The sequence below is a fragment of the Legionella beliardensis genome (assembly GCF_900452395.1).
Lineage (GTDB): Bacteria > Pseudomonadota > Gammaproteobacteria > Legionellales > Legionellaceae > Legionella_C > Legionella_C beliardensis.
On sequence record NZ_UGNV01000001.1, the window covers coordinates 1,883,080 to 1,901,304 of the forward strand.

Here is an 18,225-nt window from a genome sequence, read left to right on the forward strand (position 1 = left end):
CAATATCCATAGCCCCCTTTTTTGTTTATACTAACACGTGGGGATTCATAACAGAAGGACATCATCGTGGAGAAAATTTGGTTAAAAAATTATCAGCAAGGCGTGCCCCATGAAATCGAGCCAAATCAATATAACTCATTGGTCGAATTATTTGAACAGTCCTGCCAAAAATATGCTAACCGGGTTGCCTATTCTAATCTGGGTTATGATATAACTTATGCTCAGTTAGAGCAAAAAAGCAAGCAATTTGCTCATTTTCTTCAAGGGTTTGGCTTAAAAAAAGGCACTCGCATCGCTATTATGATGCCTAATTTGTTACAATACCCTATTGCTTTATTTGGAATTCTGCGGGCAGGTTACGTTGTTGTTAATACTAACCCTCTCTATACAGCAGATGAAGTTATTCATCAAATGAATGATTCCGGTGCCGAAATCATTATTGTTTTAGCAAATTTTGCCAAGACCGTTGAGAAAGCGCTTCCTCATACAGCCATTAAACATGTTATTGTCACGCAAGTAGGTGATGTCTTACCTGCTTTAAAACGAACCATTGTCAATTTAGTTGTCAAATATGTGAAAAAAATGGTTCCTACCTATCATTTACCACAAGCAATACCCTTTAAATCTGCTTTTAAACAACCCGATAAGCCTCTAGAGACGCTGTCTTTAACTCATAAAGACATCGCTTTCTTGCAATACACAGGCGGCACGACCGGCATTGCCAAAGGGGCTATTTTAACGCATGGCAATATGGTAGCTAATGTCTTACAGGCTTACGCATGGATTGTCCCCTTAGGCCTTAGTAACCAAGATATCATCGTTACAGCATTACCTCTTTATCATATTTTTTCTTTAACAGCGAATTGCTTAACGTTTATTAAAGCAGGTGCTAAAAATATTTTAATTACCAATCCACGTGATATCCCACATTTTATTAATGAAATCAAAAACAGTAAATTTACAGCGTTAACCGGTGTAAATACATTATTTAATGCATTACTCAATCACTCTAAATTTAAAGAAATTGACTTTTCTAAAGTCAAACTTACTCTGTCAGGTGGCATGGCTTTACAAAAAAGTGTGGCTCTTAAATGGCATGAAGTAACTAAAACCAGGATACTTGAGGCCTATGGATTAACTGAAACCTGCCCTGCTGTAACTATTAATCCTATGTATCTTGAAGATTATAATGGCAGTATTGGCCTACCCTTGCCTTCAACAGATGTATCAATTCAAGATAACAATGGTCAAGAACTAGGTATAGATGAAGTGGGTGAGCTTTGTGTAAAAGGCCCACAAGTGATGGCAGGCTATTGGCAACGTCCTGATGAAACAGCTTTAGTTATGACTAAGGATGGCTATTTAAAAACAGGTGATATTGCTAGGATAGATGATCAAGGCTATGTCTATTTAGTCGATAGAAAAAAAGATTTAATTATTGTTTCTGGGTTTAATGTTTACCCTAATGAAGTTGAGCAAGTCATAAGCCTGCATCCGGGTGTACTTGAAGTGGGTGTTATTGGTGTAAAAAATGACAAAGTTGGTGAGCGAGTTAAAGCTTGTGTAGTAAAACGAGATGAAAAAGTTACAGTAGAAGATATTATTGCTCACTGTCGTGAACATTTAACTTCTTATAAGGTACCCAAAGAAGTTGAATTTTACCAAGAGTTACCTAAGACAAATGTAGGTAAAATCTTAAGACGCGCTTTACGTTGATTGTGAGCCAGCGGGCGGCCTTGTTGCGTAGATAAATTAAAACATAGTTCAGGCGGAGGCTCATAGGGCCTAAACCCGGGTTTCACTTTGTTTCACCTAGGCTACAAGGTCGTTTTGATCACTTATTCTATCCACGCAACAATGCCAGGCGAGGGAGCCTGAAGCTTGGTGAAAGGTTAGAGTGGCGAGCTATGGCTATTAATTGCTCTGTAATCCTTGCATATAAGCATGCACTGATTTAGCTAATGCTTGTAAATGATAGCCCCCTTCAAGGACTGAAATTATTTTATCGTCTGCATAATTATTAGCAATTTCCATTAATCTTTTTCCAAGCCAGAAGTAATCTTCTTCATCTAAATTTAATCCACCGATTGGATCAAGATAATGGGCATCAAAACCTGCAGATACAAATAAAATTTCAGGCTTAAATTGTTCAAAACGCATAAGTATTGTTTCTTCAAATTGCTTACGATAAGCCCTCCCTGTAGAACCTGCACCTAACGGCATATGTACAACCACTGGATGCTCAGCAATAAGGGGATCAAAAGGATAAAAAGGATACTGAAAGGATGAGCAGAACAACACATGGGGATTATTATGAATAATATTTTGTGTACCATTACCATGATGCACATCAAAATCCATGATACCAATGCGCTTGGCACCATAGTTCTGAATAGCATACAAAACACCGCAAGCAAGGCTATTGATAAAACAAAAACCCATTGCTTGCTCAAGCATTGCATGATGCCCTGGCGGCCTCACTAAGCAAAACACTTTTTTAGCCTCACCTTTATAGACTTTATCTACTGCCTCTATAACACTACCAGCAGCATGAGATGCTGCTGATAATGTTTGCGTATTCATAAGTGCATCTGGCCCTACTAAACTGTATCCTGCTTGTGGTGCAGCTGAGTTTAATAATTTTAAATAATGCGAGGCATGAGTATTTTCTAATAAAAAATTTGGAATCGCTTTTGATTGGTGCCAAATCAAAGGCAAAGAAGAGGATTGCAGCTCATCAATTAATACTTGAAGACGTGCTGGTGATTCAGGATGACCACTGCCCATCTCATGTAACAGGCAGCTATTATGCGTCATTAAATGTATTTTATCGGTAGTCATAGCCAGAAACTAATTATGCTTTCTATTATTAATTTTATAAGATATTTCTAATTATGTGGCTTACCATATATTTTTTTGTCTGGTTAACAATTTTTTATTAGGGAACGCCTTTAAATTAAATAACACTTATTTTCCACTGCACATAACTGCATCATAATTCTGGCAGTAACGCCCCATACAAAGCGCTTTTCTGCAGTAAATTGATAGGACTTTATTTTAACCCCTTGGCGCTCCACTTCAACGAGCTGATAATTAGCTAGATTACAAGCATCGATGACCGAAACTTTAAATACCGTGTCTACTTCATTTTCATTAAGAACATAAGGAACAATTGTTGCAATCGTAGCAAGCCAGGGATAAATTAAGAAACCTGTTACGGTTTGCTCAGGTTTTAATAATTTTTTAGGCACTACTCGGTCAGCAGTTATGCCTAACTCTTCATGCAATTCTCTTAATGCTGTAGCCCATAAGGATTCATCCTGCTGTTCAAAGCGTCCGCCGGGAAAACAAATTTCACCTGGATGAATTTTTAAATGATTACTGCGTTGGGTTAATATAATAGAATTTGTTGCTTGCTCATATAAAATAAGAACAGCCGCATGGTGACTTTGCATAGTTGCACTCTTTATCTCATAGAATAAATTAGACCAATCTAACGCTTATTTACATCACAAGCGCTATTTTAGAAATCATAGCCCTCGTAAAATAGCAGCAATTTTGGTAAAACATTCTTCATATTCTTCCTCACACACTGAATCAATGACAATACCACCGCCGCTAGCAAGATAAAGGCTATTATCAGCAGCAATTAACGTTCGTATCGCAATATTAGTATCAAAGCTGCCATGTGCAGAAAAATAACCAACACTACCACAATAAACACCGCGTTGATAAGCCTCTTGTTCAGCAATAATATGCATCGCTTCCCGTTTGGGCGCCCCCGTAATAGAGCCACCTGGAAAACAATTAGCAAACGCTGCAATAGGCGAAACAATGTCAGCACATTCTGCAATAATATGACTAACTAAATGATGCACTGCCTGATAACTTTCGACTGCACATAAAGCAGGCACTTGCACTGAACCGACTTTAGCAATCTTGCTTAAATCATTGCGCATTAGATCCACTATCATAATATTTTCTGCACGATTTTTAGGGCATGTACTTAATAATTGTTTTAAAGCCCTGTCTTCTGCTTCTGATGCTCCCCTAGGCTTTGTCCCCTTAATTGGCGAGGTAAGTAAATTCCCCTGCTCTAATTTAATAAAACGCTCAGGCGAAAAACTTAAAATACTAACATCACCAATTGTCATAAACGCGCTAAAAGGCACAGGATTATAAGCCTTTATCTTATTATAGATTGCCCAAGGCTCACCCTGATAAGCTGCCTTAAAGGGTTGAGTATAATTTACTTGATAACAACGACCGTGCCGTAGCGCTTGATGAATAGTGTAAAAGGCCTCTTCATATACGGCTTTAGTCACTAAAGGCGTAAACGATTTTTTGGGAACAAAGCCTTCTATTTTGCAATCTTGACTGTGCCATCTTAATAAGACGTCTTCGACAATAGCAACCGTTTCAACTTGCGTGTGTGCGGCAAAAAGAGAGATTTTTTTTAAATGATGATCCGTAATAATAGCCCAATCATATAAACCAACCACCGCTTTCGGTAAATTAACTAATGCCGCTTGATCAGACGTTATACCAGCCAATTCACAACCAAAATCATAAGAGAAAAATCCTATACCGCCCCCTTGAAAAGGCAAATCTAATTGATAATCAACAAGGGGTATATTTCTTTGTAATGCATCTAAAAAAGCATTGGCAGTAAAATGCTCCGTTGACAAAACATCATAAGGACAAGCGCTTAAAATATCATATCGGCCACGAATAACATCGGTACTTTCTAAAAGTATAAAACCAGGTAACTTTATTAGCTTTTTATAATAGTCACTGACCTTATCAATATAAGGAATATCAATTACTGTAAATTTAGTCATAATTTTTATAAAACACTACCTTACTATTAGCCACTTAATGTTGCGCTTATTTTTCACAAAAGTAAAAAAAACATGAAACTTTAATTTAAAATTATTCAACTGCATAGTAACTTCCTTTTAAAGGCTAAGCATAGAGATGGTTTTTATTAAAATTTATGAGTATTCTATGTCTTTGCGCTAAAAAAGGAGACTCAGTGTGACAGTAATCGCACAGTTTGAAATAGCATTTAAGCAATTTATTAATGCGCAAGGAGAGCAGAGTAATTCGCTACCCTCTTGGGCAGAGGATGGCGCTATCTTGCAAGAACTTTATCGTATTATGGTTCTTACACGAATTTTTGATAAGAAGGCCATTGCTCTGCAGCGCACAGGTAGAATGGGAACTTATGCTTCTATTAATGGTCAAGAAGCAATTTCTACTGCCATTGGCCATGTTATGCGTAAAGAAGATGTGTTAATTCCTTATTATCGTGATTATGCAGCTCAAATACAACGTGGCGTTAAAATGTCTGAGATTTTAGCTTATTGGGGCGGCGATGAGCGTGGTAGTCAATTTGGTTGTAATTCTGAAGATTTACCTATTTGTGTTCCTATTGCTTCACAATGTTTACATGCTGCAGGCGTTGCTTTTGCATTTAAATATCGCAACCAATCGAGAGTCGCTGTGACTTGCATAGGCGAAGGCGGCACTTCTGAAGGTGATTTTTATGAGGCAATGAATGTTGCTGGTACCTGGCAGCTACCTGTGGTTTTTGTTGTAAATAATAATCGCTGGGCAATTTCAGTCCCTTTAACCAAACAAACAGCATGCCAAACGATTGCACAGAAAGCAATTGCTGCCGGTTTTGAAGGTATTCAAGTCGATGGCAATGATGTGATAGCTTGTCGCGAAGTTTTAGCGGAGGCTATTGAAAAAGCACGACACGGAAAAGGCCCAACGCTTATTGAAGCACTTACCTATCGCTTATGTGATCACACGACTGCTGACGATGCGACACGTTATCAACCTGCAGAAGAAGTCCAAGAAGCGCAATTAAAAGAACCTGTTAGCCGCTTAAAGCACTTTTTAGAAGAGCGTGAGCTATGGGATAAGGATAAAGAACAGCAATTGTTAGACGAATGCAGTCAACGTGTTCAACAACAAGTCGATGAATATCTTAATCGCTCGCCTCAAACTATTAATACGGCCTTTGATTACCATTATGCCACCTTACCCGATTATTTAATTGAACAGCGTGCAATAGCCATGGAGGAAGCCGCTCATGCCTGATATCACTCTTGTTGAGGCAGTTACCCAAGCGCTAGCCTATGAATTAGCCCATGATGAAAATGTCATTGTTTTTGGTGAGGATGTGGGTAAAAATGGTGGAGTATTTCGTGCCACTGTAGGCTTACAAGATCGCTTTGGCGAGCATCGCGTGTTTGACTCACCATTAGCTGAATCAATGATTGCAGGCCTTGCAGTAGGCATGTCAATTCAAGGGTTAAAACCCGTCGCTGAATTTCAGTTCATGGGCTTTATTTACCCTGCAATGAATCAGATTATTTCCCATGCAGCTCGAATGCGCAACCGTACCCGCGGCCGCTTACACTGCCCCTTAGTCTTTCGTGCACCCTTTGGGGGTGGAATACGTGCACCTGAGCATCATTCTGAAAGTACAGAAGCATTATTTGCGCATATCCCAGGTTTACAAGTCGTTATTCCTTCTTCCCCTAAACGAGCTTACGGCTTACTTTTAGCAGCTATAAGAAACCCTGATCCGATTATTTTTCTAGAGCCTAAACGCATTTATCGTTTAGTAAAACAACCTGTAGAAGACAATGGCGAAGCATTACCACTAGGTAAATGTTTTACGCTACAGCAAGGTGATGACGTCACTTTAATAAGCTGGGGCGCTAGTATGCATGAAACGCTACAAGCAGCAAAACAATTAAATGAAGAAGGCTTATCCTGCGAAGTTATTGACGTTGCTACCATTAAGCCACTTGATATAGAAACTATTCTTAATTCTGTGGAAAAAACGGGCCGTTGTGTCATTGTGCATGAAGGCGCTAAAACAGGCGGCGTGGGTGCGGAAATTACAGCTCAGTTAATGGAAAATTGTTTAGATAGCTTACTTGCGCCAGTACAAAGAGTCACAGGATATGATATTGTTATGCCCTATTTTCAATTAGAAAAATATTACATTCCTAGTGTTAAGCGAATTAAAGACAGTGTCATCAGCATAATGGAGTAATAATGAATATTTTTAATTTACCTGATTTAGGTGAAGGCTTACCCGATGCAGAAATTCATGAGTGGTTTGTCAAAGAAGGCGATTTAGTTAAAGCTGATCAACCATTAGTTTCTATGGAAACCGCTAAAGCTGTTGTTGATGTTCCCTGCCCGCAAGATGGGGTAATTGCTAAACTCTATGGAAAACCCGGGGATATTTTAAAGACGGGCACACCACTGGTTGCTTTTGAAGCCTCAACAACAGCAAAAGTAGACAAAGGCACCGTGGTTGGAAATCTTGAAGAAAGCCATGAGGTAAGCGAAGATACTTTCACCATTGGCTCAAGTGAAAAGAATTCTAGCCGCAGTAAAGCAACCCCAGCTGTGCGAATGTTGGCTAAAAAATTAGGTGTTAACTTAGCCACCTTATTAGGTAGTGGCGAACATGGCATGATCACGCGTGATGATGTTGAAAAGGCAGCGTTTAATCAAACCCAACTACCAGAAGGTTTTGAAGCCTTACGTGGGGTTAGAAGAACAATGCTCACTAGCATGATACAGTCTCATCGCGATGTGGTACCTGTTACTATTTTTGATGAAGCTGATATTCATGCCTGGTCGAGTGAAGCTGACATCACCGTTCGTCTCATCCAAGCTTTAAGTGAAGCCTGCCAAAAAGAACCTGCTTTAAATGCTTGGTTTGATACCTTACATAACGCCAGAAAACGCTTTAATGAAATGCATTTAGGATTAGCGATGGATACTGATGAAGGGCTTTTTGTCCCCGTTATTCATCAGGCGCATAGCCTATCGGCAGAAGAACTAAGGCAAAAAATTAACGACTATAAACAATCAGTCCGCGCACGCTCTGTGCCTGCTGAGGATTTGAAAGGAGCCACAATTACCTTGTCTAATTTTGGTAAATTTGCAGGCCGCTTTGCAAGCCCTATCATTGTACCCCCTACGGTTGCAATACTTGGTGTTGGACGTTTATATGAAGCACCAGTCGTAGAAAAAGAAGGTAAAATAGCTGCACATCAACTATTGCCTCTATCTTTAAGCTTTGATCACAGAGCGGTAACCGGCGGCGAAGCAACACGCTTTTTAGGTATTGTAATTGATGCCTTACAAAGAGCTTAAGGTTAACAATCCATATAAACATTAAAGCTAATAGGATTTACATTTTTAAGCGTGGACTAATTTAGGTGTCATCCCCCGCAGGCGGGGGTACGCATTTGCGTGTTGCTAAACCCAAGTTCGAAGAGTTGTCGCCCCCATGCGGGCGGGAATCCAAACCTTATACTTTCAATCCTTATGCCCCAAATATTGTCATCCCCGCGTAGGCGGGGATCCATGCAACTACATAGCCGACACCTGAATCTTGATCGTGTCATCCCCGCGTAGGCGGGGATCCATCTTGGCGGACACCGTGTTCTTGAAGAGAATATTTGCTCTCTTCTCCGAGCAGAGCCATCAATATAAACTATTGGCTAAATTTACCCAGCGAGGATTATGCTGCTCAATAAGATTGATTTTCCATTATCTATTCCACTTCTTTATACATCTCTCTCTAGCTACTGCTTGATAGGCATCAGAATGAACTTCATAATATATTAATTGATGTACATTATATTTTTTTGTAAACCCATCAATCAATCCTGCTTGATGTTGATATATTCGTTGAATCAAATTACTTGTAATACCAATGTATAAAGTACCATATGGTTTACTTGCAAGTATGTAAACATAATACTGCTTATCCATTACAACTAACTTCCATAAATATTGGACTATTTAAGCATTTAAGACCTTTCCTTCATATATCTATTTAAATGCTTTGGCTATCTTATCATGAAAATAGGCAAAAATTTTAATGTAAAATTGGATCGTTAGTTATTTTAAATCTGTTCCATCATCAACATGGATCCCCGCCTACGCGGGGATGACACGATCAAGATTCAAGCATCGGCTATGTAGTTGCATGGATCCCGCCTACGTGGGATGACAATACTTCTAAGAAATTAAGATGAATACAATCAAGTGGATCCCGCTTGTGCAGGGATGATTCTAGCTTAATGTTGGTATCTCTCTTAGTTAACTCTTTCTATCTTAAAGATGTACTATTAAGACGTAGGACCTATTTCATAGACATAACTACTTTCTACTGTAGAAATTAATGACTGCTCTATTGCTTCAACTTTTTCCATACGCGTTGTTTGCTGGAAAAAGAATGAGGCATGACCAGTTATAATTTTACTTACTGCGAGTTTAAGCAGTGCGAGCAGGTTAAGTGCTATATTAGCCACTATCGGCTTCCAGGAGTCCTTATCTCTATGTTCGCTCATGGTATCCGCTTGGCTGTACAAATGCGTATCAAAATCTTGATAGAAAGTATGCATTAACTGGTTACGTGTTGCACCTGGTTTTTTAATCTTATCCTCATTGACTACTAGAAATTCATCTAAGCGTTCTTTTAAACCTTCCGCGAGCTCAATAGGGGTTTGGCTTAGTTCCTTATTAGTGCCACATTCATAATTTAAGGTTTTACCATACTGCAGCATGTCTTCAATATCTTGATATATTTGTTTTATTTTTGCCGCTAATTCCTTTGTGCTCTTACTCAATTGTAATCGCTGCAAAACACGTGGAGCTTCCTCAAGGTTAGGCTTAGGCAAATGAATTTCTTCAGTAAAATCTGCGTTGTATGCTTGAGGTAGCGTTTTATCATGATTCTGAATAGCTAGTATTAATCGGTTTAATAGGGGTTGTAAATATTGGCCTGGAAATTTTGACTTGTTATTCCTGATAAGCTCCAATATTAGTTGGCTGTCGCCATTCTCAGTATAATTATCTAGTCTATCTTTCAAAGCGCTCACAAATGCTTCGCGATGGTTTTTATCAATTGGAATTAACTTATCTTTAATATTATATTTCTCAGCGCGCTTATCTAAATACGTCTGTAAAGCTTGCTTAAATTGATTACTTAGCTTTTGTCGCTCTATAATCCTTATTTGCGCAATGTTAACGCAACCTGCTTTAGCAATTATTTCATTACGAACTTTTGTACTGCTTACTTCACTTGTTGTGATTAATTTAAGTAGTTCAGCACTTCCTCTTAAAGGAGTGACCTGTAACAATTCTTTTATTTTGATAGACTTATTAATTGCTGCATTTACAAGCCGGTTAGCATCGGCTATCTCTTGACTATAAATGATATTTATTGGCCTTAGATGTACTGCCTTAATATCAGTAAGCACCACCCGATCGCACGTTTCTTTAGCAGCGGCTGCTGTTGTATCGATGTATTCTTTCATCTTTCTTACTAAAGAATTAGCAATTAGCTCTTCTGAAACAGAATTAATAAAGTAATTTTTTACAGCAGACTTATTTATAGTCGCTTTGAGCGCCTCAGGAATTTTTTCTAATTTTTCCTTAATGTCTTTCTTAGCTTTTTTGAGTGCTTCTAGTTGCTTAAATAATAAAAGAGTACTGTCTAGGGTAGGCGCTCGATTTTGCCTATATTCTTCAAGGGCTAAATTAAAGTCGCCATGTAATTTATTTAAGGTTTCAGATTCTAAACTAAATTCACTCACTAATCTTTGGTAATAAGTACTGGTTACTTCATCAACTTCTTGTTGCAACGTACTGAGATTATCGCTTAACTGATTTACTTTTAATGCATAATCATTATTAGCATTATCTAATTGCGGTAAGCTTTTCAACTGCTCAATCTCTAGTACTATCTCGGCTAGAACCTGCTGTAATTTTTGCATAGCTAGCTCAGTTTCAATTAACACAGTCATTAGATTAGGACTAGTTAATATTGTCTTTAAATCGTTAAATGCTTGCGTGACGGTTTGATTTTTTTCTAATAAAGCTATTATTTTTTCTAAAATTAATTCTTCCTGTTTTAAAACAATGATCTGGCTTTCTATTATAGTTAAAGGATTGATCTTTTCTTGTAGTTCTTTTTCTTGAGTTAAAGTGGCAATATCTTTTTCATCTTGAGTTAATTTTTCATTTGTATCTTTTAATACATGAATTAATTTCTCTACTGTAGGCTTTACAAATAAAATGTCTGAATTGTTGTTAAATACTTGACCTAGTGCCTTTAATTTTTCTTTATTATTTGCTTTTGTTGTTTCACCAGAAAAAATCGATGGATGATGTATTTTTTGTAAGCTTTGATAAAATTCTTTCCATTTATTGAGGCTATCAAATTTTATCTCTGGACATATAATATCAAAAAGAGGTTGTATAAGATAAGCTTGATTAAAGTCCTTAGCTTTCTCAAACACCTTCGCTAGTTGATTTACGGATAAATCTTGCTTAGCCGCAGGAATTAACTCTCCTTCTATCCAATGAAATATTCTTTCTTTACCATAACAATTTTCATTAACGACATTGACCTCGTGCAGAGCCAGTAAATTTTCTAGGCACATGATTACTTCAAGGCGATTTGCTTGAGCTAATTTTCTTAATGACTCTACTAATTCCTGTGGTTTTTCTTCATTAATAGGGATAAGTAATTTGCTTAAATTTGTATAAAGAATTTCTAGTGTTTGATTAAATAAATTGCTAGTAGTTTGAATGCGCTCTTGGATTTTAATTGAACTTTCTGTAGGCTTAGAGGCTTGAATAACGTCTAATTCGGTTCTTAGTATTTGCAACTGCGAATCATTTAAGTCTTTTTGTAATATAACCAGTGCCTGGCTTTTTTCTTGTAAAATGGATTTTAATTCTTGCGGATTACTATCACTCATTCTTTTTTCAAAATGTGCCCTTTCTAAGGCAGCGTTTATTTCATTTTCTTGTTGAATTAAGCCATCATTAACGTGATTTAAAACATGATTTACCTCTACTAAGTCATTCTGCTGCTCTTCATAAATGATATTAATTCGTTGTTGCAGCCCCTGACCAAAGAATTTAGAAAAATCGTCTGGCGTTCTTGCATTTAATCTAAATTCTTCAAACTGATTTGCTTGCAAATTAAGTTCTTTTTGCAAAGACTGCACCTGTTGTTTTTTGCTTTCTATCTCCACAAGCGTCGCTTCAAAATAGCTAATTTTTTGATTTAATTCGCCTGGAAGGTCGCTCACTTCAACCCTCACTTGTTCTGCTTGCGCTTTAATTACATTTGCAGATTCACTAATAGTAGCCGTAGCTTGTTCATGTTTTTCTAGTTCTTGTGTAGCCCATAGTTGCCAATACTGATTTATATCTTGCAATATTGTCATTTTCGCCTGATTAAGGGGCTCTTCAATTTCTAACTTTAACTTCTTAAAAACAGCAGCGATATAATCACTAACAGACGTTAAATGTGCTGAATTAGTTAAGTTCCTGACAAAATAAGTAGTCAGTAAATCTTGCTCTACAAACGATGTATCTAAACCTTCCTGATTATATTGACTCAATAACGTATTTAGTTGCCCTACAGGAGATTCAGCATTTATCTCATCTATAAGTCTTGTTGATGTTAATCGACTTATTAGATTAGCTTTCTGTTTCTTTAATTGCTCTAAACTTGCTAGAGTAAGTTGCTCTAAATTGTCAAAGCGCTGTACTAATTCATGTAATATTGCATCTAATTGCAAATTAGCTGACTCTTTTAAGGTTGAAAATCTCTCGGCTTGTTCAGGTATTGCGCGCACTTTAATAAGTAAATCACGATTTAAGTGGTCAATAGTTTGCTGAATCAGTTCAGATTTAGCTTGTTCACTTTTCACCTTTGGCGTTTCAGCAAACTCTTTAAAATAATTAAAGATAACAGCATCAATGAATTTGAAGATGACAGGCAAATTGCGTTTATATTGTAACTTAATATCAATGACTCTTTTATTATCCGGTGTCTCTTGTGCTACAAAAACGAAATCTCCCGTATGATGCATAGGTTTGCCTATCAATTTGGAAGTAGATTCAATAGCAGCTGGGTTAAGAAAAGATAAGAGCTTTGCAACATCATCAGGTAAAGACGATAATAATTTCGCTAACTCAATAAAAAAATCAAATAAAACCGGATGTTTAATTTGAAATTTAATATGCTGAAATGGTTGGCTTAAATAGTTTCGTTTTAAATACTGCAAAATAGCAAAAGAAAAATCTACTGAAAAATTATTATCTTTATTAGCAAAGTAGCTTTTATTGAACCGGGATAAATCCACACTTTCCAATATATCTTCAATAATTTTGCCAGCGTCAGGTGTTTTTAATAGTGTATTTTTTAACAACTCAAACTTTATATGCGCTCTTAATTGCTGTATAGCATGCTCTAACCTCACTTCATCGAGCCGAACTTCACTTGTCAAATAAGAAGATAGATTTCTCTCGATTATTTTCTGTAAGTTCTTATCAAGAAAATCATATATTTTGTAATTGATACTTAAATAATCCTCTCGCTTATTTTTTAATCTTAGTAAAGTTGGGATGGTAAACGCATCAGTAAAACCAGGCGAGCCGCCTTCGCTATATACATTAAGCACACTGCGGAGTTTACTTATTAAGTCTAATAATTCTTGAATTTGATTGTCAGTTTCTATCGCTGTCTTTGTTTTATCATCTCTTAAAGCCGGAACAACTTGAGCATCTTTTAGTCTGCTTTCTAAACTTGTCAGAAATTTACCAAGTGGACTATCTATGAATTTAGTATAAGACATAGCAACTCTCCCTAAAATTTAATTATTATTTAAATCCAAGTAGGAGTTAAAATTTGCCAATTGTGCCCTTTCTTTTTCCAAGAAAGCAATAAAAAAATTTTTATTTACTGGTTTTTTACAAGTTGGTTCAATAATTTACCAAGGCGGCAACCAGCCATTGCTAAGCGTTGCTTGCTAATTGTTTTGACGGATTGTTGGTATATTTTTGAGGGTTTATCCCCTTTTTTTAAAAGATAAGCTACTTTGATTGCCAATTGATGCGATTCATCAGCCCATTGTTTTGCACTTGGTTCATCTCTATTAACATGACAAGGCCAACGCTTTTCTAGAAGATGAGCCTGTTTAACCACATATTTATAAGAATAACCTTGTTTCGGTTTAAGGAAACCGCCACCATTATCCCAATAAGCATGTAAATTAGTGGCAACAGAATTAGCTCCTAAAACCACTTGATTTCCACCCTGATCACCTTTAGGGTAATTCACACTAAATAAATTTACAGCATGCATTGGTTGATGAATATCACCCACCACATGCAAAAGAACTCGCAAACTAAATCCCTTATCATAGGACGAGGCTGTTTCACTTTTTAAAATAGACACTGCTTCATTAATGGCATAAACAGCATTAATTTTATCTGGATTGATGGGGGGTGTCTTATCAATAACGTAAGGAATATCAATATAATGCATTGCTTGTAGCCATAGCTCATTACGATAACGTAATCTATCTAGCCAGGGGGCCGCACTGACTAAAGATTTAGCGCTATAAACCCCATCAAGGGCATGGTTATAACGATTATAAATCTGCTTGGCTTCTGGCGTTAGTTGGTCATAAGCAATTTGGGCGACAATACGATGGCCTAAACTATTCCAAGCATTTGCAGTGAAACTAAAGCCTACACTTAATCCTAATATCGCAAGCGTTGGGACTTTTCTTCTCATCATTTATCCTAAATAATATGAGTTCGCTAAGCTAGTAAGTTTTATAGCGAACTGCTTTTTTAAATTAAATCCTGCTAGATGCTTTGCCTGCTATGAAATAATATTCGTCGACATAAAAGTAATGGCACTACTTTTATGTCGAACTCACATTAAATAGGGTGACCATGCCGGCTCTTGCACATCACCTTCACGGATAGGTAAACGTACTTTGATGCGCCCATCAATTGAAACAATACCTAATACACCTTTATCCTGATAGCGAGTTGCGTATAATATTAAACGTCCATTAGGCGCAACTGAGGGTGACTCAGCTAGTGAAGAAAACGTTAATTGATTAATATGTCCTGTATCAACATCTTGTACAGCAATATTAAAACGACTTTTTTCATCACGATGAAAGATGGCAATGTGTTTTTGATCAGGTGTATAAGATGCCCGTGCATTGTAATTACCTTCATAGGTTACCCGGCTAACACTTCCTAAGGCTAAGTCTAACTTATAAATTTGTGGCGACCCGCCTCGTCCTGAAGTAAATAGTAACGAGCGTCCATCAGGTGAAAACCTAGGCTCAGTATCTATCGCTTCTCCAAAGGTAAGCTGCTTTAAATTACCATCGGTTAAGTTAACACTATATACTTTTGGATTGCCGCCCTTGGAAAGCACGACTGCTAGCTCACGGCCGTCAGGTGACCAAGTTGGCGCACCATTTAAACCCATAAAATCTGTCACTAGTCGTCTGCGCCCTGTTTCTACGCTAACAATAAAAATTTGAGCTTTTTTCTTTTCAAAAGAAACATACGCAATTTGCCGACCATCTGGGGACCAAGAAGGCGACATAATGGGAGCTGATGAGACAAGTAAACTATGCGGATTGTACCCATCAACATCTGCTACCTCAAGCGAATACCTAGCACGGCCTCCTTGACGCTGCACTAAAATATAAGCGATACGAGTTGAAAAGACACCGCGCTCGCCGGTTAGTTTTTCATAAACAAGGTCACTGATGTGATGTGCAAGCGAACGAAGTTCATTACCATTAACTTGGAAACTACTACTAAGTAATACGCGGCCTTGAGCCACAGCATCAATAAGCTTATAACTCACTTCATAGCGATTAAATCCTGTTTTAACGACATGCCCCGTTAACAGGCTATCTGCCCCTGCTTGCCGCCATAACTGAAAAGGCACTTCTTCTGTTGTCCTTGCAGGTAGGGGAACAAGTTTAAACCGACCAGAAAAATGTAAATCATTATTAACAACATTGGTAAACACCTGTGCTGCATTATCATTGCCGAAAGAATTAATGGCAATCGGCAATGCAGAATTAACACCTTGAGTTAATTCTAAATCAAGAGCAAATAATGCTGTTGGCCCTATCACTAATAGTAACGCTATAATTCGTTTAAACACCACCTTACCCCCTAACGTTTTCTGGCCTTACGGTTAAACTGATATCACGAAATAAATCAAATGTTGCTGGATCAGTTGGCACGGGTAGCGGGGATGCTTTGTAAATAGCCGTCTGGGCTGATCTGTCAAGAACAGGATCGCCACTACTACGTGTTAAGCTAACTTCTAATACCGCGCCATTTGGCGCTAAGCGAATACGAAATTGACTAGATAAACTACTATCGACATTTTCAGGTAGAATCCATTGCTGGCTTATAGCATTCACTATCATCGCCTTATATTTATTAACTTCTCCAGCAATTTTTGCTTTTTCCGCAGCCTCTTCTGCAGCTTGTGCAGCGCGGCGCTTTTCTGCCGCAGCTTTTTCTGCTTGCGCTTTTAACGCCTCCTCCTGCTTAAGTTTTGCTTCTTTTTCTTGCTCCACTTGCGCTAATTTCATTTGCTCTTCAGCTTGCTGTTTCTTAAGTAGAGCTAACTTTTCTGCTTCCTGGCGCTGCTTTTGTTCCAGTTGTTGTTGCTTGTTTTTGAGCTCTTCTAAGCGTTTTGCTTCTTTCTCTTTTTGCAGCGCTAACTGTTTTAAGCGCTTTTGCTCTTCTTCTATTTCTTTCTTCTTAGCAAGTGCTAGTTTTGCTGCTTCTTCTTTTAATTTTGCTAATTGTTGCTGCTCTTGTAAGCGCGCCAACCGTGCAGCTTCTGCTTGTTTTTTCAAAGCAAGCTGATGAGCTTGTTCTGCTTTTTGTTTCTTAACCCGCTCTTCCTTCAAGCGATTTAAAGTATCCATCACTTCTTGGTTATCAATACTAACCGCTTTAACAAGTTCCTGTTTTGGTTTCGTTGCTAACTCTGTTGGCATAATTTGGCCGGGTTCATTTTTGGTTTCTTTTACTAAAACTGGTCTCGGGCTGGTCACTTCTACTAGTAATAAAATACCTAAAAATACATGCAAGAAAATAGCAGCAAAAAATGCTTTACGATAACTGTTTTCAATGATCATCCTTGGTTCTCCTGCCCTTCGTCTGAAGAATCAGTTAACAAACCAACTTGGGCTGCGCCTGCCTGTTTTAATAAGCCCATGGCTGTAACAACCTTACCATAAGAAACACCTTGATCACCCTTAACCAAAACAGGTAGCGTTTCGTGTGTCTGTTTTGCTAGCTCTAATTCTGCTGCCACCCGTACCATTAACGCTCGCGGCTCAATGGGCAGGTTAGGCTCATTGGTAATATTTAAGAAATAATCACCCTGCTGATTCACAGAAACAATGATGGGTTCGCGATCACCTGTGGCGACTGATTCGCTAGCAGCTTTAGGTAATTCTACCGTAACACCCTGGGTTAACATGGGCGCTGTAATCATAAAAATAACTAATAAAACAAGCATGACATCAATGTATGGTACAACATTAATCTCGGCTACTGGCCGTATACTAGTTCGCTTTTTTCTTAACATGTTAACCTCTAACTGGAGCAGCTGTTTGCTGTTCTATTAAGGCAATTAATTCATCTTGAAATAAATCATATTGATTCAATAAGCCATTTGCCCGAGTTGAATAGCGATTGTAGGCGATGACTGCAGGAATAGCTGTAAATAAACCGAGTGCTGTTGCAACAAGCGCTTCAGAAATTCCCGGCGCCACCATCGCAATCGTTGCTTGCTGTGCCTGGCCTAGTGCCTGAAATGATGTCATAATTCCCCAAACTGTTCCAAATAAGCCGATATAAGGCGCAATGGAACCAACTGATGCAAAATAAGGTAGATGTTTTTCTAATTTTGTTGCTTCTTTAGCCTGGCTAATTTGCATAACTCGCTGAATAGGTTCAAGCGCCACATTACCATGCTTGCGGGAACGAATGTATTCTCGAAAACCTGCATGAAAAATTGCTGCCAAACCATGCTTATAATCAGGGTTGTTATCTATGTCAGTATATAATTTACTTAAATCACTGCTTTCCCAAAAGCGTCTAGTAAAATTATCACATTCACTTTTTTTGCGATTAAAATACCAGGCGCGCTGTAAAATAAGAGTCCATGAAAAAATTGAAGCAACAAGTAAAAGAAGCATCACAACTTTTACGACAAGGCCTGCTTGTAAAAAATAACCCAAAACACTGGCATGGCTACCCATGTTTTTATTCCTCCAACTAATAGGTTTGCTGAGAATA

14 protein-coding genes are annotated in these 18,225 nt (G+C 37.9%); 4 read left to right on the top strand and 10 right to left on the bottom strand.

Features of this window, described 5'->3' with window-relative positions:
* The first annotated feature begins 66 nt into the window (after nucleotides 1–66).
* Entirely contained in the window at nucleotides 67–1,716 is a 1,650-nt protein-coding gene (locus tag DYE47_RS08330) for an AMP-binding protein (RefSeq protein WP_115302835.1), read from the top strand.
* A 198-nt stretch (nucleotides 1,717–1,914) separates the two neighbouring features.
* Here the strand turns inward: DYE47_RS08330 and DYE47_RS08335 are convergent, their stop codons facing one another.
* The 3 genes from DYE47_RS08335 to pabB all read right to left on the bottom strand — a co-directional run bounded on the left by DYE47_RS08335 (nucleotide 1,915) and on the right by pabB (nucleotide 4,841).
* Nucleotides 1,915–2,841, bottom strand: a complete 927-nt coding sequence (locus DYE47_RS08335; protein ID WP_115302836.1) for a histone deacetylase family protein — start codon at nucleotides 2,839–2,841, stop codon at nucleotides 1,915–1,917.
* Between the two features lie 110 nt (nucleotides 2,842–2,951).
* Nucleotides 2,952–3,455 (bottom strand): NUDIX hydrolase, encoded by a 504-nt coding sequence (locus DYE47_RS08340; protein WP_115302837.1) that lies wholly within the window; start codon nucleotides 3,453–3,455, stop codon nucleotides 2,952–2,954.
* Nucleotides 3,456–3,530: 75 nt separating this feature from the next.
* Complete coding sequence (gene pabB / locus DYE47_RS08345; RefSeq protein WP_115302838.1) at nucleotides 3,531–4,841, bottom strand: aminodeoxychorismate synthase component I; 1,311 nt, start codon at nucleotides 4,839–4,841, stop codon at nucleotides 3,531–3,533.
* A gap of 196 nt (nucleotides 4,842–5,037) precedes the next feature.
* Between pabB and pdhA the strand changes: the two genes are divergently transcribed.
* From pdhA to DYE47_RS08360, 3 genes are read left to right on the top strand one after another with little or no spacing between them, the layout of a single operon-like run.
* Nucleotides 5,038–6,111, top strand: a complete 1,074-nt coding sequence (gene pdhA, locus DYE47_RS08350) for a pyruvate dehydrogenase (acetyl-transferring) E1 component subunit alpha (protein ID WP_115302839.1) — start codon at nucleotides 5,038–5,040, stop codon at nucleotides 6,109–6,111.
* The gene (locus DYE47_RS08355) at nucleotides 6,104–7,078 is read left to right on the top strand and encodes an alpha-ketoacid dehydrogenase subunit beta (protein ID WP_115302840.1); all 975 of its coding nucleotides are present in this window, start codon (nucleotides 6,104–6,106) and stop codon (nucleotides 7,076–7,078) included. The genes pdhA and DYE47_RS08355 overlap by 8 nt, the downstream gene beginning before the upstream one ends.
* Before the next feature lie 2 nt (nucleotides 7,079–7,080).
* Entirely contained in the window at nucleotides 7,081–8,196 is a 1,116-nt protein-coding gene (locus DYE47_RS08360) for a dihydrolipoamide acetyltransferase family protein (RefSeq protein WP_115302841.1), read from the top strand.
* 399 nt (nucleotides 8,197–8,595) lie between these two features.
* Here DYE47_RS08360 and DYE47_RS08365 read toward each other — a convergent pair whose 3' ends face one another.
* From DYE47_RS08365 to tolQ, 7 genes are all read right to left on the bottom strand, one after another.
* Nucleotides 8,596–8,820: a GIY-YIG nuclease family protein gene (locus tag DYE47_RS08365; protein ID WP_115302842.1), complete on the bottom strand. Its 225-nt coding sequence runs from the start codon at nucleotides 8,818–8,820 to the stop codon at nucleotides 8,596–8,598.
* A gap of 359 nt (nucleotides 8,821–9,179) precedes the next feature.
* Nucleotides 9,180–13,709, bottom strand: a complete 4,530-nt coding sequence (locus tag DYE47_RS08370) for a coiled-coil domain-containing protein (protein WP_115302843.1) — start codon at nucleotides 13,707–13,709, stop codon at nucleotides 9,180–9,182.
* Between the two features lie 104 nt (nucleotides 13,710–13,813).
* Complete coding sequence (locus tag DYE47_RS08375; RefSeq protein WP_115302844.1) at nucleotides 13,814–14,656, bottom strand: S1/P1 nuclease; 843 nt, start codon at nucleotides 14,654–14,656, stop codon at nucleotides 13,814–13,816.
* Between the two features lie 141 nt (nucleotides 14,657–14,797).
* A complete protein-coding gene (gene tolB / locus DYE47_RS08380) occupies nucleotides 14,798–16,063 on the bottom strand; it encodes a Tol-Pal system beta propeller repeat protein TolB (protein WP_115304047.1) in 1,266 nt (421 codons plus the stop codon).
* Between the two features lie 4 nt (nucleotides 16,064–16,067).
* The gene (gene tolA / locus DYE47_RS08385; RefSeq protein ID WP_115302845.1) at nucleotides 16,068–17,057 is read right to left on the bottom strand and encodes a cell envelope integrity protein TolA; all 990 of its coding nucleotides are present in this window, start codon (nucleotides 17,055–17,057) and stop codon (nucleotides 16,068–16,070) included.
* Nucleotides 17,054–17,512 carry a protein TolR gene (gene tolR / locus DYE47_RS08390; RefSeq protein WP_115302846.1) on the bottom strand — a complete coding sequence of 153 codons (459 nt, stop codon included), beginning with the start codon at nucleotides 17,510–17,512 and terminating at the stop codon, nucleotides 17,054–17,056. Before tolR ends, tolA begins: the two co-directional genes overlap by 4 nt.
* Before the next feature lies 1 nt (nucleotide 17,513).
* Nucleotides 17,514–18,188 carry a protein TolQ gene (tolQ, locus tag DYE47_RS08395; protein ID WP_115302847.1) on the bottom strand — a complete coding sequence of 225 codons (675 nt, stop codon included), beginning with the start codon at nucleotides 18,186–18,188 and terminating at the stop codon, nucleotides 17,514–17,516.
* Between the last annotated feature and the right edge of the window lie 37 nt (nucleotides 18,189–18,225).